At 70.8% G+C, this 22,891-nt stretch carries 29 protein-coding genes; 10 read left to right on the top strand and 19 right to left on the bottom strand.

Translation table 11 applies throughout. The features are described 5' to 3' along the window. Positions 1–380 precede the first annotated feature (380 nt). On the top strand, positions 381–1,064 hold the full coding sequence (locus ACFZBU_RS37270; RefSeq protein ID WP_391588172.1) for a hypothetical protein: 684 nt from the start codon (positions 381–383) through the stop codon (positions 1,062–1,064). A gap of 108 nt (positions 1,065–1,172) precedes the next feature. Here the strand turns inward: ACFZBU_RS37270 and ACFZBU_RS37265 are convergent, their stop codons facing one another. From ACFZBU_RS37265 to mshA, 5 genes are all read right to left on the bottom strand, one after another. Beyond that, entirely contained in the window at positions 1,173–1,853 is a 681-nt protein-coding gene (locus ACFZBU_RS37265) for a response regulator transcription factor (protein WP_020552235.1), read from the bottom strand. Next, on the bottom strand, positions 1,850–3,040 hold the full coding sequence (locus ACFZBU_RS37260) for a sensor histidine kinase (RefSeq protein ID WP_391588171.1): 1,191 nt from the start codon (positions 3,038–3,040) through the stop codon (positions 1,850–1,852). The genes ACFZBU_RS37265 and ACFZBU_RS37260 overlap by 4 nt, the downstream gene beginning before the upstream one ends. A 352-nt stretch (positions 3,041–3,392) precedes the next feature. Continuing rightward, the gene (locus ACFZBU_RS37255; RefSeq protein ID WP_391588170.1) at positions 3,393–4,151 is read right to left on the bottom strand and encodes a phosphoglyceromutase; all 759 of its coding nucleotides are present in this window, start codon (positions 4,149–4,151) and stop codon (positions 3,393–3,395) included. Positions 4,152–4,194: 43 nt separating this feature from the next. Beyond that, positions 4,195–4,713, bottom strand: a complete 519-nt coding sequence (locus tag ACFZBU_RS37250; RefSeq protein WP_391588169.1) for a YbjN domain-containing protein — start codon at positions 4,711–4,713, stop codon at positions 4,195–4,197. 19 nt (positions 4,714–4,732) lie between these two features. Beyond that, a complete protein-coding gene (mshA, locus tag ACFZBU_RS37245) occupies positions 4,733–6,052 on the bottom strand; it encodes a D-inositol-3-phosphate glycosyltransferase (RefSeq protein WP_391588168.1) in 1,320 nt (439 codons plus the stop codon). Between the two features lie 227 nt (positions 6,053–6,279). Here mshA and ACFZBU_RS37240 point away from each other — a divergent pair, with 227 nt between their 5' ends. Both ACFZBU_RS37240 and ACFZBU_RS37235 read left to right on the top strand, forming a co-directional pair. Further along, entirely contained in the window at positions 6,280–7,164 is an 885-nt protein-coding gene (locus tag ACFZBU_RS37240; RefSeq protein WP_391588167.1) for a class I SAM-dependent methyltransferase, read from the top strand. A 288-nt stretch (positions 7,165–7,452) separates the two neighbouring features. After that, positions 7,453–8,814 carry an NlpC/P60 family protein gene (locus ACFZBU_RS37235; RefSeq protein ID WP_391588166.1) on the top strand — a complete coding sequence of 454 codons (1,362 nt, stop codon included), beginning with the start codon at positions 7,453–7,455 and terminating at the stop codon, positions 8,812–8,814. 108 nt (positions 8,815–8,922) lie between these two features. Here the strand turns inward: ACFZBU_RS37235 and ACFZBU_RS37230 are convergent, their stop codons facing one another. Then, positions 8,923–9,438 (bottom strand): O-acetyl-ADP-ribose deacetylase, encoded by a 516-nt coding sequence (locus ACFZBU_RS37230; RefSeq protein ID WP_391588165.1) that lies wholly within the window; start codon positions 9,436–9,438, stop codon positions 8,923–8,925. 61 nt (positions 9,439–9,499) lie between these two features. On the opposite strand from ACFZBU_RS37230, the gene ACFZBU_RS37225 reads away from it, so the two are divergent. The 4 genes from ACFZBU_RS37225 to ACFZBU_RS37210 all read left to right on the top strand — a co-directional run bounded on the left by ACFZBU_RS37225 (position 9,500) and on the right by ACFZBU_RS37210 (position 13,515). Beyond that, positions 9,500–9,964, top strand: coding sequence for a MarR family winged helix-turn-helix transcriptional regulator (locus tag ACFZBU_RS37225; RefSeq protein WP_391588164.1), 465 nt, complete (start codon positions 9,500–9,502; stop codon positions 9,962–9,964). Positions 9,965–10,031: 67 nt separating this feature from the next. Beyond that, positions 10,032–11,405 (top strand): PP2C family protein-serine/threonine phosphatase, encoded by a 1,374-nt coding sequence (locus tag ACFZBU_RS37220; protein WP_391588163.1) that lies wholly within the window; start codon positions 10,032–10,034, stop codon positions 11,403–11,405. A gap of 38 nt (positions 11,406–11,443) precedes the next feature. Further along, positions 11,444–13,075 carry an ATP-binding protein gene (locus ACFZBU_RS37215; RefSeq protein ID WP_391588162.1) on the top strand — a complete coding sequence of 544 codons (1,632 nt, stop codon included), beginning with the start codon at positions 11,444–11,446 and terminating at the stop codon, positions 13,073–13,075. Beyond that, positions 13,072–13,515: a response regulator gene (locus tag ACFZBU_RS37210; protein ID WP_391588161.1), complete on the top strand. Its 444-nt coding sequence runs from the start codon at positions 13,072–13,074 to the stop codon at positions 13,513–13,515. Before ACFZBU_RS37215 ends, ACFZBU_RS37210 begins: the two co-directional genes overlap by 4 nt. 16 nt (positions 13,516–13,531) lie before the next feature. Here ACFZBU_RS37210 and ACFZBU_RS37205 read toward each other — a convergent pair whose 3' ends face one another. The 4 genes from ACFZBU_RS37205 to ACFZBU_RS37190 form a co-directional block, all read right to left on the bottom strand. Next, entirely contained in the window at positions 13,532–13,855 is a 324-nt protein-coding gene (locus tag ACFZBU_RS37205; protein ID WP_391588277.1) for a DUF2516 family protein, read from the bottom strand. Between the two features lie 141 nt (positions 13,856–13,996). Continuing rightward, positions 13,997–14,491 carry a hypothetical protein gene (locus tag ACFZBU_RS37200; protein ID WP_391588160.1) on the bottom strand — a complete coding sequence of 165 codons (495 nt, stop codon included), beginning with the start codon at positions 14,489–14,491 and terminating at the stop codon, positions 13,997–13,999. Between the two features lie 8 nt (positions 14,492–14,499). Beyond that, on the bottom strand, positions 14,500–14,940 hold the full coding sequence (locus tag ACFZBU_RS37195) for a helix-turn-helix domain-containing protein (RefSeq protein ID WP_391588159.1): 441 nt from the start codon (positions 14,938–14,940) through the stop codon (positions 14,500–14,502). Between the two features lie 188 nt (positions 14,941–15,128). Beyond that, positions 15,129–15,650: an ABC transporter substrate-binding protein gene (locus ACFZBU_RS37190; protein ID WP_360319312.1), complete on the bottom strand. Its 522-nt coding sequence runs from the start codon at positions 15,648–15,650 to the stop codon at positions 15,129–15,131. Between the two features lie 82 nt (positions 15,651–15,732). Here ACFZBU_RS37190 and dtd point away from each other — a divergent pair, with 82 nt between their 5' ends. Next, positions 15,733–16,158, top strand: coding sequence for a D-aminoacyl-tRNA deacylase (gene dtd, locus ACFZBU_RS37185; protein ID WP_360319310.1), 426 nt, complete (start codon positions 15,733–15,735; stop codon positions 16,156–16,158). 121 nt (positions 16,159–16,279) lie between these two features. Further along, positions 16,280–16,468, top strand: a complete 189-nt coding sequence (locus ACFZBU_RS37180; protein ID WP_391588158.1) for a hypothetical protein — start codon at positions 16,280–16,282, stop codon at positions 16,466–16,468. 34 nt (positions 16,469–16,502) lie between these two features. Here the strand turns inward: ACFZBU_RS37180 and ACFZBU_RS37175 are convergent, their stop codons facing one another. From ACFZBU_RS37175 to ACFZBU_RS37165, 3 genes are all read right to left on the bottom strand, one after another. Continuing rightward, positions 16,503–17,453: a YgfZ/GcvT domain-containing protein gene (locus tag ACFZBU_RS37175; protein WP_391588157.1), complete on the bottom strand. Its 951-nt coding sequence runs from the start codon at positions 17,451–17,453 to the stop codon at positions 16,503–16,505. 46 nt (positions 17,454–17,499) lie between these two features. Further along, positions 17,500–17,925, bottom strand: coding sequence for a Fur family transcriptional regulator (locus ACFZBU_RS37170; protein ID WP_391588156.1), 426 nt, complete (start codon positions 17,923–17,925; stop codon positions 17,500–17,502). A 75-nt stretch (positions 17,926–18,000) separates the two neighbouring features. After that, positions 18,001–18,516 (bottom strand): FABP family protein, encoded by a 516-nt coding sequence (locus ACFZBU_RS37165; RefSeq protein ID WP_391588155.1) that lies wholly within the window; start codon positions 18,514–18,516, stop codon positions 18,001–18,003. A gap of 240 nt (positions 18,517–18,756) precedes the next feature. On the opposite strand from ACFZBU_RS37165, the gene ACFZBU_RS37160 reads away from it, so the two are divergent. Beyond that, positions 18,757–19,119: a DsrE family protein gene (locus tag ACFZBU_RS37160; protein ID WP_020552257.1), complete on the top strand. Its 363-nt coding sequence runs from the start codon at positions 18,757–18,759 to the stop codon at positions 19,117–19,119. 24 nt (positions 19,120–19,143) lie between these two features. Here ACFZBU_RS37160 and ACFZBU_RS37155 read toward each other — a convergent pair whose 3' ends face one another. The 6 genes from ACFZBU_RS37155 to ACFZBU_RS37130 form a co-directional block, all read right to left on the bottom strand. After that, positions 19,144–19,467: a DMT family transporter gene (locus ACFZBU_RS37155; RefSeq protein WP_391588154.1), complete on the bottom strand. Its 324-nt coding sequence runs from the start codon at positions 19,465–19,467 to the stop codon at positions 19,144–19,146. Between the two features lie 232 nt (positions 19,468–19,699). Beyond that, on the bottom strand, positions 19,700–19,993 hold the full coding sequence (locus ACFZBU_RS37150; RefSeq protein ID WP_020552259.1) for a DUF1416 domain-containing protein: 294 nt from the start codon (positions 19,991–19,993) through the stop codon (positions 19,700–19,702). 42 nt (positions 19,994–20,035) lie between these two features. Beyond that, complete coding sequence (locus ACFZBU_RS37145) at positions 20,036–20,875, bottom strand: sulfurtransferase (RefSeq protein ID WP_391588153.1); 840 nt, start codon at positions 20,873–20,875, stop codon at positions 20,036–20,038. Between the two features lie 233 nt (positions 20,876–21,108). Further along, positions 21,109–21,192 (bottom strand): putative leader peptide, encoded by an 84-nt coding sequence (locus ACFZBU_RS37140; RefSeq protein WP_360319360.1) that lies wholly within the window; start codon positions 21,190–21,192, stop codon positions 21,109–21,111. Between the two features lie 104 nt (positions 21,193–21,296). Further along, a complete protein-coding gene (locus ACFZBU_RS37135) occupies positions 21,297–22,142 on the bottom strand; it encodes an anti-sigma factor family protein (RefSeq protein ID WP_391588152.1) in 846 nt (281 codons plus the stop codon). Continuing rightward, a complete protein-coding gene (locus ACFZBU_RS37130) occupies positions 22,139–22,789 on the bottom strand; it encodes a sigma-70 family RNA polymerase sigma factor (RefSeq protein ID WP_391588151.1) in 651 nt (216 codons plus the stop codon). The genes ACFZBU_RS37135 and ACFZBU_RS37130 overlap by 4 nt, the downstream gene beginning before the upstream one ends. Positions 22,790–22,891 lie beyond the last annotated feature (102 nt).

Raw genomic sequence — 22,891 nt, 5'->3', positions numbered from 1 at the left:
GTACCCCTTCCGTGGCTTTCTAGGGTAACACGGGACACGTCCCTACTGAATGACGTTTGCGCAGGTCAGAGCCTTAGTCGGGGCTTGACAACGGGCCTGTGGCCGTGCTGGGACAGGGAACCCCACACCCGCAGGACTCGAACAAAACCGACAAACAGCCCCTCCCGGTCGTGAGTCGGTCGCTCTCGCGCGACCCATATGTCACACGGGCCCCACCGGTGTCGGCCCCGTGTTCGAGATCATCGAACGGGATCGACCCGGTCGCAGCCGGGGCGTCGGGGCGGTGAGCCGCGTACAAGTCGTCCGCCCGGGCTGAGTACGCTGTCCCCGGTCGTCCTGACCGGTCCTCGATCCAAGATCTTCAAGGAGATGCCGCCGCCGTGAGCCGCAGCCTTCGACGCGGCGCCCTCGCCGCCACCGTCGCCGTCGTCCTTCCCCTGGCCGCGGGCTGCGCCAGTGGCAAGGACGCCGAGACCAACGAGATCAAGCCCGACACCGCCAATACGGCGTTCGGCTCGCTCAAGATCCAGAACGTGCAGTTGGTGACGAGCGACCCGGGCAAGAACCTGGTCGCGCTCGGTGGTGCGCTGTTCAACGAGGGCACCAAGCCCGAGACGATCACCAAGGTGACGGTCGACGGCGCGGGTCAGGCCCTGGGCGGTCCGCTGACCATCCCGGCCGGCGGCGCCGTGTACATGGTCGACCCGCCCAAGGAGGTGGCCGCGAACAGCCCGCTGGGCAAGGCCTACCTCGGCCCGCTGGTCTTCCCGGACGCCGCCAAGGTGGAGGCCGGCTCGTTCCGTCGGGTGACGTTCGTGTTCGGCACCGCCGGCGAGACCTCGCTGGACGTGTCGGTGCACTCGCCCACGAGCTACTACGCGCAGCTCAAGCCGACCCCGGCGTTCACCCCGCCGCCGCCGGCCCCGCCCGCCCCGCCGACCCAGACGGCGCCCGCCACGGGGGCTCCCGTCAACAGCACGGGCAGCGCCACGGCGCCCGCGACGGGCAACACCGGTGCGACCGGCACCCCGCGCAACAGCTCGTCGGCCCCGGCCGGCGGCTGATCGCACCCGGCACCCGCACGACGGGTACATACGACGGCGCCCGCGCCGCCCCCGGTGAACGGTGGGCGGCGCGGGCGCCGTCGTAGGGAAGGGGTGCCCCCGGCCCGGTCAGGGCTCGAACTTGTACCCGAGACCGCGCACCGTGACCAGGTAGCGCGGGGCGCCCGGGTCCGGCTCGATCTTGGCGCGCAGCCGCTTCACGTGCACGTCGAGCGTCTTGGTGTCGCCGACGTAGCCGACGCCCCACACCCGGTCGATCAGCTGCATCCGGGTCAGCACCCGGCCGGCATTGCGCAGCAGCACTTCGAGCAGGTCGAACTCCTTGAGCGGGAGGTCGATCCGCCGACCCTCCACGGTGACCCGGTGTGCCTCCACGTCGAGCCGCACCGGCCCGGCCTCGATCGCCCGGGGCTCGTCGGTGGGTTCGCCGCCCTGGCGCCGCAGCACGGCGCGGATCCGGGCGATCAGCTCACGCGTGGAATAGGGCTTGGTGACGTAGTCGTCGGCGCCGATCTCCAGACCGACGACCTTGTCCACCTCGCTGTCCTTGGCCGTCACCATGATGACCGGCACGTTGGACTTGGCCCTGAGCCCGCGGAACACCTCCGTGCCGGGCAGCCCGGGCAGCATCAGGTCGAGCAGCACCAGGTCGGCGCCGCCCTGGTCGAACAGCTCCAAGGCCTCGGGACCGGTGGCGGCGACGGCCACCTCGAAGCCTTCCTTGCGAAGCATGTACGACAGCGCGTCGCTGAAGGACTCTTCATCTTCGACGACGAGCACACGGGTCATCGTGAAGCCTCCATGGATGGGGTCGACGATGTCATCGACATCGATTGAGAGGTACTGGACTTGAAAGGCAGCACCAGGGTGAAGGTGGATCCCACACCCTCCAGGCTGCGCACGGTTACCTCTCCCCCGTGGCCCGCCGCGATGTGCTTGACGATGGACAGACCCAAGCCGGTACCGCCGGTGGCCCGCGAACGGGCCGGATCGACGCGGTAGAACCGCTCGAAAATGCGATCCAGGTCGCGCTGGGGAATGCCCAGCCCCTGGTCGGAAACGGTGATGACGGCCATGCGTGCCTCGGCTCTGACCTCGATGTCGACCCTCGTCCGTGCGGGACTGTAATTGACCGCGTTCTCGACGAGGTTGCCCAGTGCCATCACCAGTTGATTGTGGTCCCCCGGCACGATCAGCTCGCGATCCCCGCCGATCGCCAGCGTGATCTGCTTGGATTCGGCGGCCTGGCGGCAGCGGTCGGCGGCCTCGGCCACCAACTCGTCCAGCGGCACCGGGCCCACGTGATGCAGCGGATGGTCGTTCTGCACCCGGGACAGGTCGATCAGCTCCTGCACCAGATTGGTCAGCCGGGCCGACTCGATCTGCATGCGCCCCGCGAAGCGGATGATCGCCTCGGGGTCGTCGCTGGCGTCCATGACCGCCTCGGCCAGCAACGACAGCGCACCGACCGGGGTCTTGAGCTCGTGGCTCACGTTGGCCACGAAGTCGCGACGCACCGCGTCCACCCGGCGGGCCTCGGTACGGTCCTCGACCAGCAGCAGCACCAGCCGCGAGCCCAGCGGCGCGACCCGGGCGGACACCTCGAACTCGTGCGCCTCGCCGTCGGCGCGGGCCAACAGCAGGTCCCGCTGCCTTATCTCGCCGTCGCGTCTGGTCTCCTTCGCCATCGCGAGCAGATCGTCGGGCACCAGTTGGTCACCGCGGACCAGGCCGAATTTGTAGGCGGCCGAACTCGCCTTCACGACGGTGTCGAACTCGTCCAGGACCACCGCCGAGGAGCGCAGCACGGACAACACCGTGGCCACTCCGGGCGGCAGCGACGGGCCCGTGGCGGGCGCCACGGCCGTGCCTCTGCCCTGGGCGCGCTCACTCCAGCGGAAGGCCAGGGTGCCGGCCACACCCACGGCCAATCCGGATACAGCGGCCAAAGCGGCAGCAGCAACGTTCACGTCCACATGTTCCAGGGTAGAGCTGCTCCGAACGGGTGAAACCGTCCAGAGGGTCCCTCGTGCAGATCTTCATGTGTCGTTCATCCGTGCGCCACGCCTGTCACCGGTGATCGTTCGGAGGTCGTCATGTCCGACCCGCAGACCCCGCCCCAGCCGCAGGCCCCCACGCCGGGCTGCAACTGCCCGGCAAGCTGCGGCTGTGGATGTAAGTCCGGTTCCGCATGCAATTGTGGGGGCAGTTGCGGTCGCTGAACCGGCGCTCGGGCCCACAGCCCGGCGCGTGCGGGGCGCCCGACCCCTTCCGTGACAGGTGGGCGCCCCGCGCGAAGCCGATCGAATGTTCACCCGATGTTCGGATCTACTTGCGACCCTGGTTCTTGACCGCCTCGATCGCGGCCGCGGCGGCCTCGGGGTCGAGGTAGCGCCCGCCCGGGGTGAGCGGACGCAGGTTCGCGTCCAGCTCGTACAGCAGCGGGATGCCGGTGGGGATGTTCAGGCCCGCGATGTCGGCGTCCGAGATCTTGTCCAGGTGCTTGACCAGCGCGCGCAGCGAGTTGCCGTGCGCGGCGACCAGCACGGTGTCGCCGCCGAGCAGGTCCGGCACGATCGCGTCGTACCAGTACGGGAGCATGCGCTCGACGACGTCCTTGAGGCACTCGGTGCGCGGTCGGATCTCCTCCGGCAGCGACGCGTACCGGCGGTCGGCGAACTGCGAGTACTCGTCGTCGTCCGCGAGCGGCGGCGGCGGCGTGTCGTAGGAGCGGCGCCAGAGCATGAACTGCTCCTCGCCGAACTCCTCCAGGGTCTGCTTCTTGTCCTTGCCCTGGAGCGCGCCGTAGTGCCGCTCGTTGAGCCGCCACGAGCGACGCACGGGCAGCCAGTTCAGGTCGGCCACGTCCAGTGCGAGCTGGGCGGTGCGGATCGCGCGGCGCTGGAGCGAGGTGTGCAGGACGTCCGGCAGCACGCCCGCGTCGAGCAGCAGCTGCCCGCCGCGCGCGGCCTCCTTCTCACCCTTTTCGGTCAGGTCGACATCGACCCAGCCGGTGAAAAGTCCGGCTTCGTTCCACTTGCTTTCGCCATGCCGCAGAAGGATCAGTTTGTAGAGAGCATCAGCCATGCCCAGGAGCCTAATCCAGGCGATCGAGCCGCCGGCACGGCGTCTATTCGCGGTTCTCCGGTGCGGCGAACCGGGCGAAGGCTTCCAGGTTCTTCAGGGATTCGCCGCGTTCGACCCGCCAGTCCCATTCGCGCCGGATCGAGGTCGCGAAGCCGATCTCCAGGAGGGTGTTGAAGCTGTCGTCGGCGGCCTGGAGCACGACGCCCAGGATCCGGTCCACCTCGTCGACGCTCACCGCGGCCAGCGGCAGCCGGCCGTTGAGGTAGACGTCGCCGAGCTTGTCGACGGCGAAGGCCACGCCGTACATCCGCACGTTGCGCTCCAGGAGCCAGCGGTAAAAGGCCGCGTGGTTCTCGTCCGCGTGCCGGATCACGAACGCGCTCACGGCCAGGGTGTGCGCGCCCACCGTGAGCGAGACCGCCGTCTTGAGCTTGCGGGTGCCCGGCAACACCGCGACGAACGTGCTCGGCGCGGACTGCTCCCATTCGATGCCGGCGTCCTTCAGGGCCGCGCGGACGATCTCCGCGGCCCGGTCCTGTTCGGCTCCCACGACCCACCCCATTCGTCTCGACGCCTCGACGCTACTGCCCGCCCACGACCCGCCCACGCGGGGCGGCGCTGCGGGCCAGCGTGTCGGCGTAGACCTCGGCCATCGAGGCCGCCGCCGAGGACCACCCGAAGGCCGCCGCGTGTCGGACCGCGCCGCCGGAGTAGTCCTGGCGCAGTCGGGGGGCGCGGATCAGGTCGCGCAGGGCCAGGCCGTAGTCCACCGGATTGTGGCCGCGCACCAGGGTGCCGGAGACGCCGTCGCGCACGGCGGTGGGCAGGCCGCCGACCGCGGCCGCGACCACGGGGGTCCCGCAGGCCTGGGCCTCGATGGCGACCAGGCCGAAGGACTCGTTGTAGGAGGGCACCACCGCGACGGTGGCCGCGCGGTACCAGTCGGCCAACACGTCCTGACGAACCGGTCGCTGGAACCGGACCACGTCGTGGATGCCCAGCGTCGCGGCCAGCTTGTGCAGGTGCTCGGGCGCCGCCATGCCGTTGCCGCTGGGCCCGCCGACCACCGCGACCACCAGCGAGTCGCGCAGCGCGGGATCCGCCTGCAGCAGGTGGGCGATCGCGTAAAGGAGCACATCGGGGGCCTTGAGCGGCTGGATGCGACCGGCGAACAGGATCACCGTGGCGTCCACCGGCACCCCCAGCCGGCGGCGCGCGTCGGCCATGTCGCCGGGACAGAACGTCTCCAGGTCCACGCCGGGGTTGACCACCGCGACCTGCTCGGGCGCCGCGTCGTAGAGGTCGATCAGTTGATCGGCCTCCTCGATCGTGTTGGCCACCAGCCGGTCGGCCGCCTCGACCACCTGGGACTCGCCGATCACCCTGGCCCGGGGCTCGGGGGCGTCGCCGCCGGCCAGCGAGGCGTTCTTGACCTTGGCCATCGTGTGCATGGTGTGCACGAGCGGCACGCCCCAGCGTTCCTTGGCCAGCCAGCCGACCTGGCCGGAGAGCCAGTAGTGCGAGTGCACGAGGTCGTAGTGCCCGGGATCGCGCATCGCCTCGGTGCGCAGCACCCCGGAGGTGAACGCGCACAGCTGGGCCGGCAGGTCCTCCTTGGACAGGCCCTCGTACGGCCCGGCGGTGACGTGCCGGACCAGGACGCCCGGTGCCATCTCGACCACCGGCGGCAGGTCGCTGCCGGTGGCGCGGGTGAATATCTCCACCTCGATGCCGAGCGCGGCCAGCCGCTTGCTCAGTTCGACGATGTAGACGTTCATGCCCCCGGCATCGCCGGTGCCGGGTTGGTGCAGCGGGGAGGTGTGAACGCTCAGCGTCGCGATTCGACGAGGTGCCCCCCGGCGCGCTCCCAATGTGATCGCGCGCTGGACGTGGTGGCTCACTCGTTGACCTCCCAGGCCGGCCCCGTGTCATGTTGTCCGGTGTACAGAGCTACCACGTGTACACAGAGCTACTAGTTGTACAGAGCTACTACCGATCGTGGACCGCCCGTCCATGGTTCGCGGCCCAATTCAAGAACCAACCCATCGTGAGGGGAGGGGATTCCCCGGCGGAGTGTGATCCGGACCGCTCGCGGGGGCGCACGGAGGTGTTCCCCTACCCTGCGAGCATGGGTACGCGCGGCATGTCGGGAATCGGCACCCCGGGAGCGGGACCGCGGACCGCAGCCCGGACGCGGCCCAGCGGGGTGATCACCCGGGGCACCACCAATGCGAACCGGCTGCGCCGGGTGGACCGCTGGTTGACCGGGGTGCACGGGTCGCTGCTGCGCGGCGCGGTGGATCCGCTGGTGGTCGACGTCGGCTACGGCGCCTCGCCGGTGACCACGCTCGAGTTGCTCCGCCGGCTGCGTACGGTGCGCGCCGACGTCGAGGTGATCGGGTTCGAGATCGATCCGGAGCGGGTGGCCGCAGCGCTCCCCCACGCCCGGGACGGGCTGAGCTTCGCCCGCGGCGGCTTCGAGGTGCCGCTGCCGGCCGGCCGTTCGGCGACCGCGATCCGGGCGTTCAACGTGCTCCGGCAGTACGACGAGGACGCGGTGCCGGCGGCCTGGAGCCGGATGTGTGCCCGGTTGGCCCCGGAGGGGGTGCTCGTCGAGGGCACGTGCGACGAATTGGGCCGGCGCGCGGTCTGGCTGGGCATCGGGGCGGACGCGCGCCCGCGCACGGTCACCTTCGCCACCCGGTTGGCCGGCTTCGGGCGTCCGTCCGAGTTGGCCGAGCGGCTGCCCAAGGCGTTGATCCACCGCAACGTGCCGGGCGAGCCGGTGCACGCGTTCCTGGCCGCGTTCGACCGGGCCTGGGATCTGCACGCGCCGCTGGCCGCGTTCGGCGCCCGGCAGCGCTGGCTCGCGGCGACCGAGACGCTGGCCCGGGACTGGCCGGTGTGCGACGGGCCGGCGCGTCGGCGGCAGGGCGAGGTGACCGTGGCGTGGTCGGCGGTGGCGCCGCGGGGCACCGACATATCAGCCGGCGCCATTGATACATTCCGGTGACTCGTGTCCGATCCGGAACGGCACATGAAATCTTGAGCACACCGCGTTCACTTGACCGCGGTTCGGCTCGGCGTGTCGTCCGTGAATGGCGGGATTCGTCCGTTCCGATAACCGGACGATCACGAATTCTCCTCTGCCCATCGTCGCCGGAACATGCAAGGATCCGACGCTGAGTCGGTGCTCGGTAACTGCCTTTCCGAGAGCACCGGTTCCGGTTCGAATCGACGTCGTCGGATGGAATCGGCCCGTACGTCGCAGGCGAGCATCGAGTTCCGAAAGGGCGAAAGCATGGTGAAACTCGGGGGCCGTATCGGCCTGCGAACCCGGGCTGTGACCAGCTGCGGCGTGGCGCTGTTGTGCGCGGCCCTGTTCGGCGGCAACGCGTGGGCGGACCCGGGTGTCCCGCCCGTGCCGCCGCCGGCGAACACCGCGATCACGTCGGTGCAGGACCTGCTGGCCGCCCAGGCCCGAGTGCAGGAGTTGTACCGCCAGGCCGAGCAGGCCACCGAGCGCTTCAACGCCACCACCGAACAGCTCGGCCGCACGCAGGTCAAGGTCAACGACGTGAACGCGGGCGTGGTGTGGGCCCGGCAGAACGTCGAGAAGGCCAAGGAAGACCTCGGCCGGCTGGCCCGGTTGCAGTACACCACCCGCGGGATGGACCCGCTGCTCACCCTGATGTTGTCGTCGAACCCGCAGGGCTTCCTGCGCGACGCGCCGGCGTACGAGCACATCTCGCAGACGCAGTTGGACACCATCACCCGGGCCAAGCAGGCCGAACTCCAGCTCACCGCGATGCAGAAGAGCGCGGACACCCAGCTCGCCGAGAGCCGTCGGCTGGAGCAGGAGGCCGCCGCCTCGCGGGCCGACATCCAGGCCCGGATCGCCGAGGCCGAGAAGATACTCGCGGGTCTGACCCCCGAGCAGCTCACCGAACTGGCCCGGATGGAGGCGCTGTCCGCGGAGGCCGGCCAGGCCCAGCTGAACACCCTGATCGGCAAGCCGGACCAACAGACCACCCCCAAGGCCGCGTTGGCCATCGCGTTCGCGATCGACAAGATCGGCAAGCCCTACATCTGGGGCGGCGTGGGACCCGTGGGCTACGACTGTTCGGGTCTGACGTCGAAGGCGTGGGCGTTCGCGGGGGTGCCGATCCGGCGCACCTCGCAGGAGCAGTGGGCGTCGTTGCCGCGCGTGCCGGTCGCCGACATGCGCCCGGGCGACCTGATCGTCTACTACTCCGACGCCAGCCACATCGGCATGTACCTGGGCAACGGAAAGATGGTGCACGCGCCGCGACCGGGCCGCACGATCACCGTGGCCAATGCCGGCTCGATGCCGATCCTCGGCGTGGTGCGTCCCGATGCGGGCGCGGGCACGGTGAACGCCCCGGCGATCCCCAACGTCCCGGCTCCGCCGCCGAGCAAGCCGCCGACCAAGCCGCCGGTCACCCCGCCGGTGACGACACCGCCGGTCACGCCGCCGGTGACCACTCCGCCGGTCACCCCGCCGCCGAGCACCGAGCCGCCCACGACGACGCCGCCGAGTTCGAAGCCGCCCACGTCGACGCCGCCGTCGACCGGTGCGCCGAGCACCTCGAAGTCGGGCTCCCCGTCGGGCAGTGCCAAGGCGACCGCGACCGGCACCTGACGGGATCCGGACATGCGGGTGGGCCGGGCCTTCGGGTCCGGCCCACCCGCATGTCCGGGCCTGGGCCGGTCCGGCACGTCTTGGTGGGGCCGCGCCGCCCGACACGGCCTACAGTGCCGCGACCGCCTGCTCGAACGCGACGTACGCGCGCGCCTCGAACAGCACGAAGCGCGCCTCGGCCACCCCGGACGGCGTCGCGTGCACGGTCTCGACCGCGATCCGGGCCGCATCCTCCAGCGGCCAGCCGTACGCGCCCGCGGAGATCGCCGGGAACGCCGCCGAGGTCGCGCCGAGCTCGTCCGCCACCCGCAGCGCCTCGCGGTAGCAGGACGCCAGCAGCGCGGACCGGTCCTCGGCATGGCTGTACACCGGGCCCACCGTGTGCACGACCCACCGCGCCGGGAGCAGGCCCGCGGTGGTGGCCGCCGCCCCGCCCGTCTTCAGGCCGCGCCCCAGCTTCGCCGCCCGCAGCGCCCGGCACTCGGCCAGGATCTCCGGACCGCCCCTGCGGTGGATCGCGCCGTCGACACCGCCGCCGCCCATCAGGGACGAATTCGCGGCGTTCACGATCACGTCCACGTGTTGCTCGGTGATGTCTCCGCGAACCAGCGTTATCGGTGTCATGGGCACCAGCCTGCCGGCCCGGACGTGGCGCTCCCCCTCCGATAGCCGGCACAGTGGCCGGATGTCCGTGGCCCGAGGAGAAGGGGACCTACCCGCGGAGCTGCTCGATCGTGTGGACGCACTGTGCGAGTGGATGGCCGCGGTACGCACCCACGCACACGGCGACCTGCGCGGTCGGGTGTCGCCGTCCCAGTTGCGGGCCCTGCTCGTGATCGCCGACCACGACGGCATCAACCTGAACATGTTGGCCGCCCGGCTACGGGCCATCCCGTCCTCGGCGAGCCGGTTGTGCGACCGTTTGGAGGATGCCGGCCTGCTGGTGCGCGAGCTGAGCGCGACCGACCGCCGGGAGGTGGTATTGCGGCTGGCGCCCGACGGGATGGGCTTCGTGGAGGAGCTGCGATCGGCTCGACGACAGGCCCTGGCCCAAGTCTTGATACACCTGGAGGCGGACGAGCTGGACTCGCTCGTGCAATCCCTCGCGGTATTGCGCGACGCGGCGGAACGGGCCGGCGGCCGGGATTGAGTCGGGAGCGCCCCGTACGGCCTACGGTTACCCGCTTGCACCCGGCCGCGCTATCGTCCTTTTTCGATTGCCGAACGACAACGATTCGTGCGGCGACATCAATCCCGGAGGTGGTGGCGTGCGCCCCGCGTACGGCGGCGACGGCGGAGCGGTCGAACGGACCGACTACCGCGCGGTACCGATGCCCGCCTCCTCGGCGTCGGACCCGGTCGCCGCGCATCCGCTGCGCGTCCTGCTCATCGAGGACGACGCGGGGGACGCCTTCCTGGTCGAGGAACTGCTCGCCGACTCGCCGGATCCGATGGACATCGTCTGGGCCCGGTCGATGGCCGAGGCCATGGTCAAGCTCGGCGAGGACATCGGCTGTGTCCTGCTGGACCTGGGCCTGCCGGACGCCGAGGGGCTCAACGGGCTGCATCGGCTGCTGCTGTTCGCGCCGCGGACCGCGGTGATCGTGCTCACCGGTCTGTCCGACGCGCACCGCGGCTCGGCCGCGGTGGCCGCCGGCGCCCAGGACTACCTGGTCAAGCAGGAGATCGACGGCTCGCTGTTGTCCCGGGCGATCCGCTACGCCCTGGAGCGCAAACGGGCCGACGAGTCGCAGCGCCGGCTGGTGGAGTCGGAGCTGCGCGCGCAGGAGAACGCGCGTCTGGAGCGCGGGCTGCTGCCCGCCCCGATCCTGCGCGACCCGTCGCTGGACTTCCGCGCGCGCTACCGGCCCGGTCGACAGCGCGCGCTGCTCGGCGGGGACCTGTACGACGCGGTGCAGACCGCCGACGGGCGCGTGCACGTGATGATCGGCGACGTCTGCGGCCACGGCCCGGACGAGGCCGCGCTCGGGGTCAACCTGCGGATCGCCTGGCGCTCGCTGATCTTCGCCGGTCTCACCGGCGGCGAGTTGCTCACCACGTTGGAGCGGATCTTCGAGCACGAGCGGCGCTCGGACGAGATGTTCGCCACATTGTGCATGACCATCATCGAGCCCGACCGGCGGCGCGGCCGGGTCTACCTCGCGGGTCATCCGGCCCCGCTCCTGCTCACGCCCAAGGGCATCGCGCCGCTGTCCGAGGGCGCCACCGGCCCGGCACTGGGCCTGTTCCCGGACGGCCGGTGGAGCCACGAGTCGATGGAGCTGGGCACGGACTGGTCGCTGCTCCTGTACACCGACGGGTTGATCGAGGGCCGGATCGGCCCGGGCCCGGAGCGGCTGGGCACCGACGGCCTGTTGCCGCTGATCGGCCGGCTGCTGGCGGCCGGGCTTTCCGGCTACGACCTGATCGATTCGGCGGTCGCCGCGGTGGAAGACCTGCACGGGGGCAGTCTCAACGACGACGTGGCGGTATTGCTGCTGCGGCACGACCCGGATCGCCCGTTGCACGGCGTGCAGGGCGGACATCCGGTGTTGCCGGGCCAGACGACGGGTGAGGACGGTACGGCGTGAGGAACGACCGGACGCGGGAGCGGCGGGGTGGACCCCGCATGCGCCAGGTCGTCGGCTTGGGGCTGGGACTGCTCGCGCTGGTGATCGTGATCTCCGCGGTGGTCGGCGCGCTGGCGATATCCAGGCTGAACGACTCGCGGCGCACCGTGCTCGACCGGCTGGAACCGGCCGCCAACGCGGCGCTGCGGCTGGAGAACGCGCTGATCGACCAGGAGACCGGCGTCCGGGGCTGGATCATCAGCGGCGACCCGAGCTTCCGCGAGCCGTACGCGCAGGGCCGGGTCGAGGAGGAGCGGGCGTACACGAGCCTGGAGCGGTTGTTGCCGGATTCGGCGGAGGGCGACCGGCTGCGGGCCGACCTGGCCGAGGTCGGCAGCCGGGCCCGGATCTGGCGCGCGGCCTATGCGGAACCCGCGCTCGCCGAACGGTCGGCCGCGAGCACGGTGCCCGATCAGGGCAAGCAGATGTTCGACGCGGTGCGTGCGGCGACCGCGACCCAGCAGGCCGACCTGGACGACGAGCGGGCCCGCGCCCGGGACCAACTCGCAAGCGACGCGACCATGTTGACCGCGACGCTGACCGCGGTCGCCGCGCTGTTCGCCGCGCTGGTCCTGCTGATAGCGCTGCTGTTTCGACGGATGGTCACCCGCCCGCTGGAACATCTGGGCGAGCAGGTCCGCCAGGTCACCGAGGGCCGATACAGCCAGGTGTTGACCGGTCGGGGACCGGCCGAGATCACCGCGCTCGCCCACGACGTGAACTCGATGCGCGACCGGATCGTCGAGGAGTTGCACAGCACCGAGGCCGCCCGGGTGCTGATCGACGAGCAGGCCGAGGATCTGCGCCGGTCCAACGCCGAGTTGGAGCAGTTCGCCTATGTGGCCTCGCACGACCTGCAGGAGCCGCTGCGCAAGGTGGCCAGCTTCTGCCAGCTTTTGGAGAAGCGGTACAAGGGCCAACTGGACGAGCGCGCCGACCAGTACATCGCGTTCGCGGTGGACGGCGCCAAACGCATGCAGACGCTGATCAACGACCTGCTCGCGTTCTCCCGGGTGGGCCGGTTGGACACCGAGAAGGGCGATGTCGACCTGCACGGGTGCCTGGACCACGCGCTGCACGCGCTGGCCGTCGCACGCGAGGAGAGCGGCGCGCAGATCACCGCCGACCCGCTGCCCACGGTGCCGGGCGACGGGGTGCTGCTGGGCCAGTTGGTGCAGAACCTGGTCGGCAACGCGATCAAGTTCCACGCCCAGGAGGTACCGCGCGTACATCTGGGGGCCCGCTGGGACGGCGAGCAGTGGGAGTTCTCCTGCGTCGACAACGGCATCGGGATCGAACCGCAGTACGCCGACCGGATCTTCGTGATCTTCCAGCGGTTGCACCCCAAGGACGCCTACGGCGGCACCGGCATCGGCCTGGCGATGTGCAAGAAGATCGTGGAGTACCACGGCGGCCGGATCTGGCTGGACGCCGAGGGCACCCGCGGCACCACGATTCGCTGGACCCTGCCCGGCCCGCCGCCCACCGAACTGCCGGAACCGCGCGAATCCGCACCGACCGCCACACCGGCGGTCGGGTCGGAGTCCGCGCCGGATCCGGAACCGAAGACGTCCGAGCCGCAGTCCCATGGACCGGCGGAAGAAGAAGCGGTACGAGGGAGCAACGCATGACCCAACCCGTCGCAGGAGCCATCGAGGTCCTGTTGGTCGAGGACGACCCGGGCGATGTGCTGATGACGCGCGAGGCGTTCGCTGACAACAAGGTGCGCAATTCGCTGCACGTGGTCAGCGACGGAGTCGAGGCGGTGGCATTCCTGCGGCGCGAGGGCGAGTTCGCCGACGCGCCGCGCCCCGACCTGATCCTGTTGGACCTCAATCTGCCGCGCAAGGACGGCCGGGAGGTATTGGAGGAGATCAAGGCGGACGAGGATCTGCGCCGGATCCCGGTGGTCGTGCTGACCACGTCCGAGGCCGAGGAGGACGTGCTGCGCAGCTACCACCTGCACGCGAACGCCTACGTCACCAAGCCGGTGGACTTCGAGCAGTTCATCAACGTGGTGCGGCACATCGACGAGTTCTTCGTCTCGGTGGTCAAGCTGCCCACGCGCTGAGTGCGGCGGGGGCGGTTCACCAGGGGCCGTACGGCCCCATGTTGTTGCGACCGCCGCCGCGACCGCCGGCGACCTCCTTGAGGGCGGGCCGCACGTCGACGAGGTAGACGATCGCCGCGACCAGGCCGGCGAGCATGAGCATCAGGCCCAGGCCGGTGGGCAGCACGTCGACCACGACCGCGACGCCCAACAGGATCAGCCAGAAGGACTTCTTCTTCTTGTCCGCGGCGCGGTACGCGTCCTCGCGCCGGAAGGCGGCGTCGAACAGGCAGAACACCTTGAGCAGCAGAATGCCGAGGAAGAGCCAAGTCAGCACCTGGTCGAACTTGGCCGTCAGCAGACCATCGGCCATGGCCAGTTCCATCGATCCTCCTCTGCGCGGCCGCCCCGTGCCGCCACGTCGTGCGGGATTCCAGTCTGGCATGCCCGATGCCGCCTCGGGGGTTGCCGAGGCGGCATCGGGTGGATGGCGTGCCGAGGGTCAGGCGTTCGAGCCGGTGGGCTTGGAGTTCGAATCGCCGACCTTGCGGGCGGCCTGCTCGACCGCCTCCGCCGCCGCGTCCGCGGCCTTGCCGGCGGCGGTGGCCGCGGACTTGGCCTGGGTCCTGGCATTGGTGACGCCGCGCTTGGCCGCGGTCGTGGTCGCCTTGGCCTTGCTCTCGGTCGTGCGCACGGCCGTCTTGGCCTGCTTGGTGCTCTCCTGCCGGTCGACCCGCTTGACCAGCTTCTCGCCGCGTGCCGCGAGGTCCTCGTAGAGCTCCTTGGCCCGGTCCACCTGGGACTTGGCGAAGGTCTGGGTGCGGTCGGGGAGCGTCTGGAGACGCTCGCGCAGCACCTTCGGGTCGGTGGTGACCTCGGTCCGGAAGCGCTCGGGCAGCTCCCGCAGCTTCTCCACCACCAGGTCGCCGGCGCCGGCGACGGCGTACAGCGGAGTGCTGTCGGTCAGGGTCTTCTTCAGTTCCGTGGCGATTGCCATGGTGTTCCTCACTCCTCGGGATCCAGGTGGTCGGTTACGGCCCGGCCGGCCTTGCCGTTCTCGGTTCCGTCGGCGGCGCCCCGCTCGTCCCGCACGGCGCCGTCCTGCGCGTTCTCCTTGCGGAATGCCTCGTAGATCTCGATGAGGACCCGCTTCTGGCGGTCGTTGATCGCCGGATCGGCCATGATCGCGGTGCGCACCTCACGGTCACCCTCCTCGCGTTCGTCGAGGATGCCCGCCTGCACGTAGAGCGTCTCGGCCGAGATGCGGAGTGCCTTGGCGATCTGCTGCAGGATCTCCGCGCTCGGCCGCCGCAGACCGCGCTCGATCTGGCTCAGATAGGGGTTCGAGACCCCCGCCGCCTCGGCGAGTTGCCGAAGCGAATACTGCGCGTTGCGGCGCTGCTCCCGGATGTACTCACCCAGCGAGCCGACGTTCAGACCAGCCATGGCTCCAGCATGCACACACCGTGCTTGCTATTGCAAGCACCCTGCTTGCAGTCGCATGCAAACGGGTGATCGGAGCGGCGGGGCAGGGGCGGGAGCGCCCGAACGGGACGGGGTCGGGGCCCGGCGATCGAGCAAGGGCGCGGGGTGGACGCTCGCGGCGGGGCGCTCGGGGCGGGTGGCCGGGACGGTCAGCGACCCGACAGCAGGTCCTCCACCTTCGCCTCGCCCTCGCGATAGCGACGGGTGATCTCGGCGGCGCAGTCGTCGGCGGTGCGCTGGAGGCGGTGCCGGCGCGAGGACACCTCCTGTTCGTGGGTGCCGAGCTTGTCCAGCGCCTCGCCCAGTTCCGCGTCGGTGTGCGCGGCGAGGTCGGACAGGCCCACGTCGGCGAGCAGTTGCTCGATCCAGCTGCGGTAACGATCGGTGCGCGGCGGCTGGACGTTGACGTGCCGCGCGCCGCGGGTGGGCGGTCTGGACTCGGACAGGATCTCGGGCAGCCGGCCCACCACCGGCGAGGTCGGCTCGGCGCCGTCCCGGCCGGATCGCCGGGCCAGTTCGGCACGCAGGATGTCGATCCGCCCCTGGAGCAGCCTCCGCAGATAGGACAGATCGTTCTCCTCGCGCTGAGCGTCACGCATGAGTTCGCGAACCCGACTCAGCGTGAGTGCGCGGATGGCCTCCGGGGCCACTCCGTCGGGAAGATCCACCATGAGACGCATCGTGTCATGTCGGGCAGACCATCGCGTGCCAGATGCCACGGAATCGGTCCGGACGGGTGTGCAGAATGGGCCCATGCGTGCCGTCCTGCAGGTCGTGACCGAAGCATCCGTGACCGTCGAGGGGGAGGTGGTCGGCTCGATCGTGGGCCCCGGGCTGTGCGTCCTGGTCGGCGTGACGCACACCGACACTCCCGAGATCGCCCGCCGGCTGGCCGCCAAGCTGTGGAGCCTGCGCGTCCTGGACGGTGAGAAGTCCTGTTCGGACCTGTCCGCCCCGCTGCTGGTGATCAGCCAGTTCACCCTCTACGGCGACGCCCGCAAGGGTCGGCGGCCGACCTGGAACGAGGCCGCCCCGGGCCCGGTCGCCGAACCGCTGGTGGCCGAGGTGGTCGCGGCGCTGCGCGCACTCGGGGCCGACGTGGCCACCGGGGTGTTCGGCGCCGACATGAAGGTCGCACTCGTCAACGACGGCCCGATGACCCTCGTCGTGGACATGTGACCTCGGCCGTGGGTGCGGGGCCGGGTCCGGGATCCACCGGTTCCGGGGGTTCTCCCCATGTTCCGCGGCGGAACGGGGAAGGAGAATGGGCGTCGGGTACACCGACCGAAGGGGTTGGACCATGTCGCACCGCGGGCCGTACATCGCGGCCGGGATCGTCGTCGCCATCGTCGCGCTGATCGTGCTGCCCTCGTGGATCGCCTGGACCATCGTGGCGGTCGCGATCGGCCTTCCGGTCGTCGCCTACTTCGCCCTGGACCGCTCGCAGCGGCGGCGCCTGCACCGCATCCGCCGCCGCGAGATCCGCTAGGCCGTGTCCGGCCCGGGGCCCGCCGGCCCCGGGGTCACGCCGGGACCACGACCTCCTGGGTCGCCGGCACGCCGCCGGCCAGGAGTTCGGCGTCCACCGCGGTGTTGCGCTTGATCAGCGCCAGCGCGATCGGGCCGAGTTCGTGGTGGCGCACCGCGCTGGTGACGAAGCCGACCTGGCGGCCCGCGAGTTCGACCGGCGCGCCGTGCTCGGGCAGTGCCTCCGGGGTGCCGTCCAGGTGCAGGAAGACCAGCCGGCGCGGCGGCCGACCCAGGTTGTGCACGCGCGCGACCGTCTCCTGCCCCCGGTAGCAGCCCTTGTCCAGGTGCACCGCGGTGTCGATCAGGCCCAGCTCGTGCACGATCGTGCGGTGGTCGGTCTCCAGGCCCAGCCGAGGCCGGTACGCGGCGATCCGCAGCGCCTCGTAGGCCCACATGCCGGCCGGGTGCGCGTGCTCGCGCCCGTACCGCTCCAGCCGCTCGCGCGGCAGGAACAACTCGCGCCCGTACGCGGTCTCCCGCACCAGCACGTCCTCGGGTGTGTCGCCGCCGTCACCCGCCTCGTGCACGATCGCGAAGTCGGCGGACACGTCCGCGACCTCGACCCGCAGCATGAAGCGCATCCGGTCCAGGAACTCGACCAGGGCCGGCGCCTCGCCGGGCTCCAGATGGGCCCAGAACGCCTCGCCGTCGTCCACGCCGTACAGCGCGTGCTCGATGTGCCCGTGCGGACTCAGCACGAGCGTCATCGTCGCCACGTGCGGCTTCAGGTCGGTCAGGTGCTGTGTGGTGAGCGAGTGCAGCCAGCTCAGCCGGTCCGGGCCGCTCACCTTGATCACGTCGTGGTGCGAGAGGTCGACGAAACCCTCGCCCGCTTCCAGCCGACGTTGTTCGCGCAGGGGATCGCCGTAGTGCGCGGCGACGCCGGCGTCGGGGGCTTCCGCGGCGACCGCGCCGGGCAGGGACAACAAAGGGCTCGTGGGCATGTCCCCACAGTACGAGACCGGCCCGGCCGACACCGTTGCGGCGGTCTCAGCGAACCCGGGCGGCGGTGCAGTCGGCACAACGACCGAAGATCGCGAAGTGCGCGAGGTCGATGTCGAACCCGTGCTCGGCCCGCAGCCGCTCGCCCATCGCGGCGGCCACCTCGGTGCCCACCTCGATCACCCGCCGACAGTCCCGGCAGACCAGGTGCAGATGGCCGCCGACGTCGGCCGGGTGGTAGGTCGGCGCACCGTGGCCCAGGTGGGTGTGCGTGACCAGGTCGAGTTGTTCGAGCAGTTCGAGGGTGCGGTAGACGGTCGAGATGTTGATCCCGCCGGCGGTCTTGTGCACCTCCACCAGGATCTCGTCCGGTGTCGCGTGGCCCAGGGTGTTCACCGCTTCGAGGACGAGTTGGCGCTGCGGCGTGAGCCGGTAGCCCTTCTCCCGAAGTTCGTGCTTCCAGTCAGTGCTCACGCACGGAAGTCTACGAGCGCGAACCGGTCCCCGGGCCACGCGTCGCGCCCGGGTCCGGTGCGGTGCCGTGCGGCGCTATTCGGCCGCGAGGTCCGCGTCGACGCGCTTGAGTTGGGCGGAGACGTGGGCCTGCAGCGGCCGGCCCATCGCGGCCATGTCGTACGCGTACATCAACTCGCCCTTGACCAGGCCGTACAGCCGGTGTCCCGCGGTGTACTCCTTCGCGTCCTCGGTGCGCGCGACCACGTCGGTGCGCATCTCCAGCCGCGGACCGTCCACCTTGCCCAGCCAGATCTCCACGATCCCGGTGGGGTGGGCGAGGGTCACGTCGATCGAGCCGTCCGGCTTCGAACGCCAGAAGCCGGTCTCGGTCGCGAGCGGACGCACCCGCTCGCCCGCGTCGTCGAGCAGCCAGGTGCGCGAGGTGTAGGTGAGGAACGGCTTGTTCGCGATGTAGCCGAAGGTGACCTGCTGGCCGAAGCGGAACGCCTCGATGGTCGGGTAGTCGCCGACACCGGCGCCTTCCCAGGTGCCGAGCAGGAACGCGAGCGGGACGGCGTCGAAGTGCAGGTCGTCCGGGATTTCGATCATGGTGGGGCGGCCGCTTCCGGGTCGGGTACGGCGGGTCAGCCTACCGGGCCTGCGCTCAGTTCTGGCCCTTGTACAGCTTGGACACGGTCAGCGCGGCGAACCACGCGACGAGGACGCCGACCACGGCCAGCAGCGCAATGAAGAAGATGTGCATCGCCCGGGTGCTCCTCGTGCTTCGAACGGGTGGGCCAGGTCGACCTGGCCGGGTGCCAAACGGCCTCAGTGTATAGGCTGCGGGCCGTGAAGCGATCTCTCGTGGTCAAGGTCACCGCAGGTCAGGACGCGCCGGAGCGCTGCTCCCAGGCGTTCACGGTGGCGTCGGTGGCGCTCGCCTCCGGGGTGGACGTGTCGCTGTGGCTCACCGGCGAGTCCTCCTGGTTCGCGCTGCCCGGGCGGGCCGCCGAGTTCGAACTGCCGCATGCCGCACCGCTGCCGGACCTGCTCGACGCGCTGATCGCGGGCGGCCGGGTGACCCTGTGCACGCAGTGTGCGGCGCGCCGGGAGATCACCGGCGACGACGTGCTGCCCGGCATCCGGATCGCCGGCGCCCAGGTGTTCGTCCAGGAAGCGCTCGCGGACGACGCCCAGGCGCTGGTGTACTGACCGGCCGCCCGCACGGGTCCGGGATCAGTGGCTGATCCCGGAGATGTTCAGGCCGATCACGCCGAGCAGGACCAGGCCGATCGAGATCAGCTTGAGCGGCGACGCGCCCTCGTTCAGGAGCCAGATGCCCACGAGCGCGGTGCCCGCCGCGCCGATTCCGGTCCACACCGCGTACGCGGGGCCGACCTCCAGGGTCTTGAGCGCATAGGTGAGCAGCCCGAAGCTGCCCAGTGCGCACGTGGCGAAGCCGATCGTGGGCCACAACCGGGTGAATCCGTGGCTCTGCTTGAGCATGATGGCGAAACCGGTCTCCAGGATCCCCGCGATGATCACGATCACCCATGCCACGTGTTGCCTCCCGGCGTCGCGCGTTGCCTTCGGTGCCCCCGCACCCCGAAAGGATCTGCCCCCCGGCAGATCCACCGAAGATACGGAAACCTTTCTGCCCGTGCGACCCGGGGCACACACCAAACGACTCCACCCCTCCCCCGAGCACGTGGGGAGGGGTGGAGCCGTTTTTCCGCCGATCGGGTTGCGGGGTCCGAGGGTGTACGTCCGAAGGAGACCCGCCCCGTCGGGGTCAGACCGCGATCTCGACCTCGGCGACGGTGCCCTTCTCGGACACCACGACGCTGCGGTCCACGGTTGCGCCGGGAACGAGCGCCCGCACGGTCCAGTTGCCCGGCGCCGCGAAGAACCGGAACTGGCCGGTCGCGGACGTGGGCACCTCGGCGGTGAAGTCGCCGCCCGCGTCGAGCAGGCGCACGTAGCCGTTGATCGGCTGCCCGCCCTTGGTCACCGCCCCCTGGATGATGGTTTCCTTCGCCACGTCAACTCCTGCCAGATCCGGGCCGCCGGCCTTCGCACCGCACATCGTTCTTGCTCCCTGAAGTCGGGTAGGTGGTGTAGCCGTCGGTCACTTGCCGTCGCCGAGCTCGATCGGCACGCCCACCAGCGCGCCGTACTCGGTCCACGAGCCGTCGTAGTTGCGGACGTTGCCCTGCTCCAGCAGCTCGTGCAGGACGAACCACGTGTGCGCGGAGCGCTCGCCGATCCGGCAGTAGGCGATGGTGTCCTTCGCCAGGTCCACGCCCTCGCCCTCGTACAGCGCGGTGAGTTCCTCGTTGGTCTTGAAGGTGCCGTCGTCGTTGGCGGCCTTCGACCACGGGATGTTCTTCGCGGTCGGCACGTGGCCGGCCTTCTGCGACTGCTCCTGGGGCAGGTGCGCCGGGGCGAGCAGCTTGCCGGAGAACTCGTCGGGCGAACGCACGTCGACCAGGTTCAGCGTGCCGATCGCGGCGAGCACGTCGTCGCGCCAGGCGCGGATCGACTTGTCCTGCTCCTTGGCCACGTAGTTCGTCGCGGCGCGCTCGGGCACCTCGACGACCAGCTCGCGCGAGTCGAGCTCCCACTTCTTGCGACCGCCGTCGAGCAGCTTGACGTCGCCGTGGCCGTAGAGCTTGAAGTACCAGTAGGCGTAGGACGCGAACCAGTTGTTGTTGCCGCCGTAGAGCACGACGGTGTCGTCGTTGGAGATGCCCTTGGCCGACAGCAGCGCGGAGAAGCCGGCCTCGTCGACGAAGTCGCGCTTGACCGGGTCCTGCAGGTCGTCGCGCCAGTCGATGCGCACCGCACCGCGGATGTGGTTCTTGACGTAGGCGCTGGTGTCCTCGTCGACCTCGACGAGCACGACCTTCGGGTCGTCCAGGTGGGCCTGGACCCAGTCGGCGTCTACCAGAACGTCGGAGCGGCTCATGGGGATACCTCCGGTGCAGAAGTGCGGGATTGCCGCGGATGTGGCGGTACGCGGTCTCGGGGTACACCCGGGCAGGCCGCGGCGCCGCGGCAGGCGGGGTGTGGGTGTGTCCGTGGTTGCTACGCGGGGGCCGGGCGCCCGTTCCACCGCGTCGTCACACGGTTCGGGTCCCGGGTCCGACGGCCGGTCGCGATTCGCCTCGGGCGCATCGCCGATCGACGACTGTCGGCAAGTCAGTCAGCGCAACACAGGCAGGTCTGCGTGCGGCACAGGTCCACTGCGCGCCGCTTGGTGAGGTCGTCCGCCTGTCGCTTCACACCATCGATCGTAGGGAGGGTAGGCCTTCCGTGTCATGCATGGCCCAGGATGTGAGACAAAATTGTCCGCCCATTGAGATGGGCGGACAATTACTGCCGATTTGTCATGGTTGTGCGGGCGGGATCTCCAGCAGTTGCTCACCGTCGCCGACGGTTTTGACGGCGAACCGGGTGATCTCGCCGACCGGGATGCTGGTCGCGCCCCGAATCGGATCGCCGGATCCGTACCCGCCGTTCGGGACCACCCACGAGGACGCCGTCTCCACCCGGCCCCGGGTGCCGTAGACGTCCAACTGGCAGCGCGTGCCCGGCCGGATGCCGGACAGCGACAGATCCAGGCTGCTGCCCCACGCGGTGGCGGCGTAGCGCAATTCGGCACCCATGCCGGAGCGCGGGTCGCCGCCGCGGGCGATCCGTCCGCCCGGCTGCCCGGGCGGCGTCGCGGTGCCGGCCGGGCCGGCCGTCCCGGACGGGCGCCCCGGAGCCGCGGTCGTCGGCGGCGCGGCGGCCGAGTCGCCGGTGTCCGAGGAGTCGCCGAGGGCCCAACCGGTGAGGCCCGCGAGGATCATCAGCACGGCCGCCGCGGCGGCCACCGCATGGCGCAACCGGCGGCTCCGATCCGCCTGCCGGGCCGCGGCGGACAACACGCGTGCGGGCACGGCGCCGTTCGCGGCCACACCGCTGGCCTGCGCCTCGGCCTCGGTCAGCCGGGCGAGCAGGGCGGGCAGGCCCGCGAGTTCCTCGTATTCGGCCCGGCAGCGCGGGCACGTGGCCACGTGTTGCCGGACTCGGACGGCCTCGTCCTCGTCGAGGGCGCCGACCACGAACGCGCCGAGATCCAGGCGGGCCACCGCGCAGCCCAGCCGTGCGGGTGGGCCCGCCGGCTTCGGCGGATGCGCGTCGGGAGCGGCGCCGTCCGCCGCCGCGTTCTCGTCACCGGTGTGCGTCACGGGACCAACCCCCTCTCCTCCAAGGCCACGCGCAACGCTCGCAGCGCGTAGTACGTCCGTGATTTGACGGTGCCCTCGGGTACGCCCAGCGTCTTGGCCGCGTCGGCCACCGAACTGCCCCGGTAGTAGGTCTCCAGCAGCACGGCGCGATGTTCGGGGCTCAGCGCGGCCAGCGCATCGGCGACGTCCCAGGCGAGCACGGCCCGGTCGAATTCGGCCTCGGCGCCTTCGTCCGCCACCGTCGCCAGCACCGCGTCACCGGTCTCGGGCGGGCGGGCCCGACGGGCCCGGCCGACGTCGATCACCACATTGCGGGCCACCGTGCACAACCAGCCCCGCACCGAACCCCGGGTCGGGTCCAGCGCCTCGGGATGACGCCACGCACGCAGCAGCGTCTCCTGGACCACGTCCTCGGCCCAGGCCCGGTCGCCGCCGGTCAGGCGCAATGCGAAGCCGAGGAGCGGGCCGCCGTGTTCGAGGTAGAGCGCGCGGATGACCGCTTCGTCGGCGGTGGATATTCGCGAGGCGGAGTGCAGCGGGTCGGCGGCGGGCCGCTCGTCCCCGGCAGGCGGCCGGGCCAGAAAGGCCCGGGCCGCCGCCGGATCCGCCTGGGCCTCGACGCCGAGCAGTTCCGAACGTTGTGCCACACCCTCTGCACGGGTGGGCGGGTCCGGCGGTTCATCCCGGCTCCCGGGACGGGACCGGCGGTGTATCCACGGCATGGCCGCATCCTCCCGTGGCGGGGCCGC

The organism is Embleya sp. NPDC008237, assembly GCF_042956465.1.
Classification (GTDB): Bacteria; Actinomycetota; Actinomycetes; order Streptomycetales; family Streptomycetaceae; genus Embleya.
The sequence above is the reverse complement of the archived record's forward strand: the minus strand, read 5'-3'. Positions and strand labels throughout refer to the sequence as shown.

Coding starts and splice junctions, on each gene's coding strand:
- ACFZBU_RS37265 (WP_020552235.1), bottom strand. CDS start 1,853: ATGACCCGTGTGCTCGTCGTCGAAGATGAAGAGTCCTTCAGCGACGCG.
- ACFZBU_RS37255 (WP_391588170.1), bottom strand. CDS start 4,151: ATGGCTGATGCTCTCTACAAACTGATCCTTCTGCGGCATGGCGAAAGC.
- ACFZBU_RS37250 (WP_391588169.1), bottom strand. CDS start 4,713: ATGGGGTGGGTCGTGGGAGCCGAACAGGACCGGGCCGCGGAGATCGTC.
- ACFZBU_RS37240 (WP_391588167.1), top strand. CDS start 6,280: ATGGGTACGCGCGGCATGTCGGGAATCGGCACCCCGGGAGCGGGACCG.
- ACFZBU_RS37235 (WP_391588166.1), top strand. CDS start 7,453: ATGGTGAAACTCGGGGGCCGTATCGGCCTGCGAACCCGGGCTGTGACC.
- ACFZBU_RS37230 (WP_391588165.1), bottom strand. CDS start 9,438: ATGACACCGATAACGCTGGTTCGCGGAGACATCACCGAGCAACACGTG.
- ACFZBU_RS37225 (WP_391588164.1), top strand. CDS start 9,500: ATGTCCGTGGCCCGAGGAGAAGGGGACCTACCCGCGGAGCTGCTCGAT.
- ACFZBU_RS37215 (WP_391588162.1), top strand. CDS start 11,444: ATGCGCCAGGTCGTCGGCTTGGGGCTGGGACTGCTCGCGCTGGTGATC.
- ACFZBU_RS37210 (WP_391588161.1), top strand. CDS start 13,072: ATGACCCAACCCGTCGCAGGAGCCATCGAGGTCCTGTTGGTCGAGGAC.
- ACFZBU_RS37200 (WP_391588160.1), bottom strand. CDS start 14,491: ATGGCAATCGCCACGGAACTGAAGAAGACCCTGACCGACAGCACTCCG.
- ACFZBU_RS37195 (WP_391588159.1), bottom strand. CDS start 14,940: ATGGCTGGTCTGAACGTCGGCTCGCTGGGTGAGTACATCCGGGAGCAG.
- ACFZBU_RS37190 (WP_360319312.1), bottom strand. CDS start 15,650: ATGGTGGATCTTCCCGACGGAGTGGCCCCGGAGGCCATCCGCGCACTC.
- dtd (WP_360319310.1), top strand. CDS start 15,733: ATGCGTGCCGTCCTGCAGGTCGTGACCGAAGCATCCGTGACCGTCGAG.
- ACFZBU_RS37180 (WP_391588158.1), top strand. CDS start 16,280: ATGTCGCACCGCGGGCCGTACATCGCGGCCGGGATCGTCGTCGCCATC.
- ACFZBU_RS37175 (WP_391588157.1), bottom strand. CDS start 17,453: ATGCCCACGAGCCCTTTGTTGTCCCTGCCCGGCGCGGTCGCCGCGGAA.
- ACFZBU_RS37165 (WP_391588155.1), bottom strand. CDS start 18,516: ATGATCGAAATCCCGGACGACCTGCACTTCGACGCCGTCCCGCTCGCG.
- ACFZBU_RS37150 (WP_020552259.1), bottom strand. CDS start 19,993: ATGTGCGGTGCGAAGGCCGGCGGCCCGGATCTGGCAGGAGTTGACGTG.
- ACFZBU_RS37145 (WP_391588153.1), bottom strand. CDS start 20,875: ATGAGCCGCTCCGACGTTCTGGTAGACGCCGACTGGGTCCAGGCCCAC.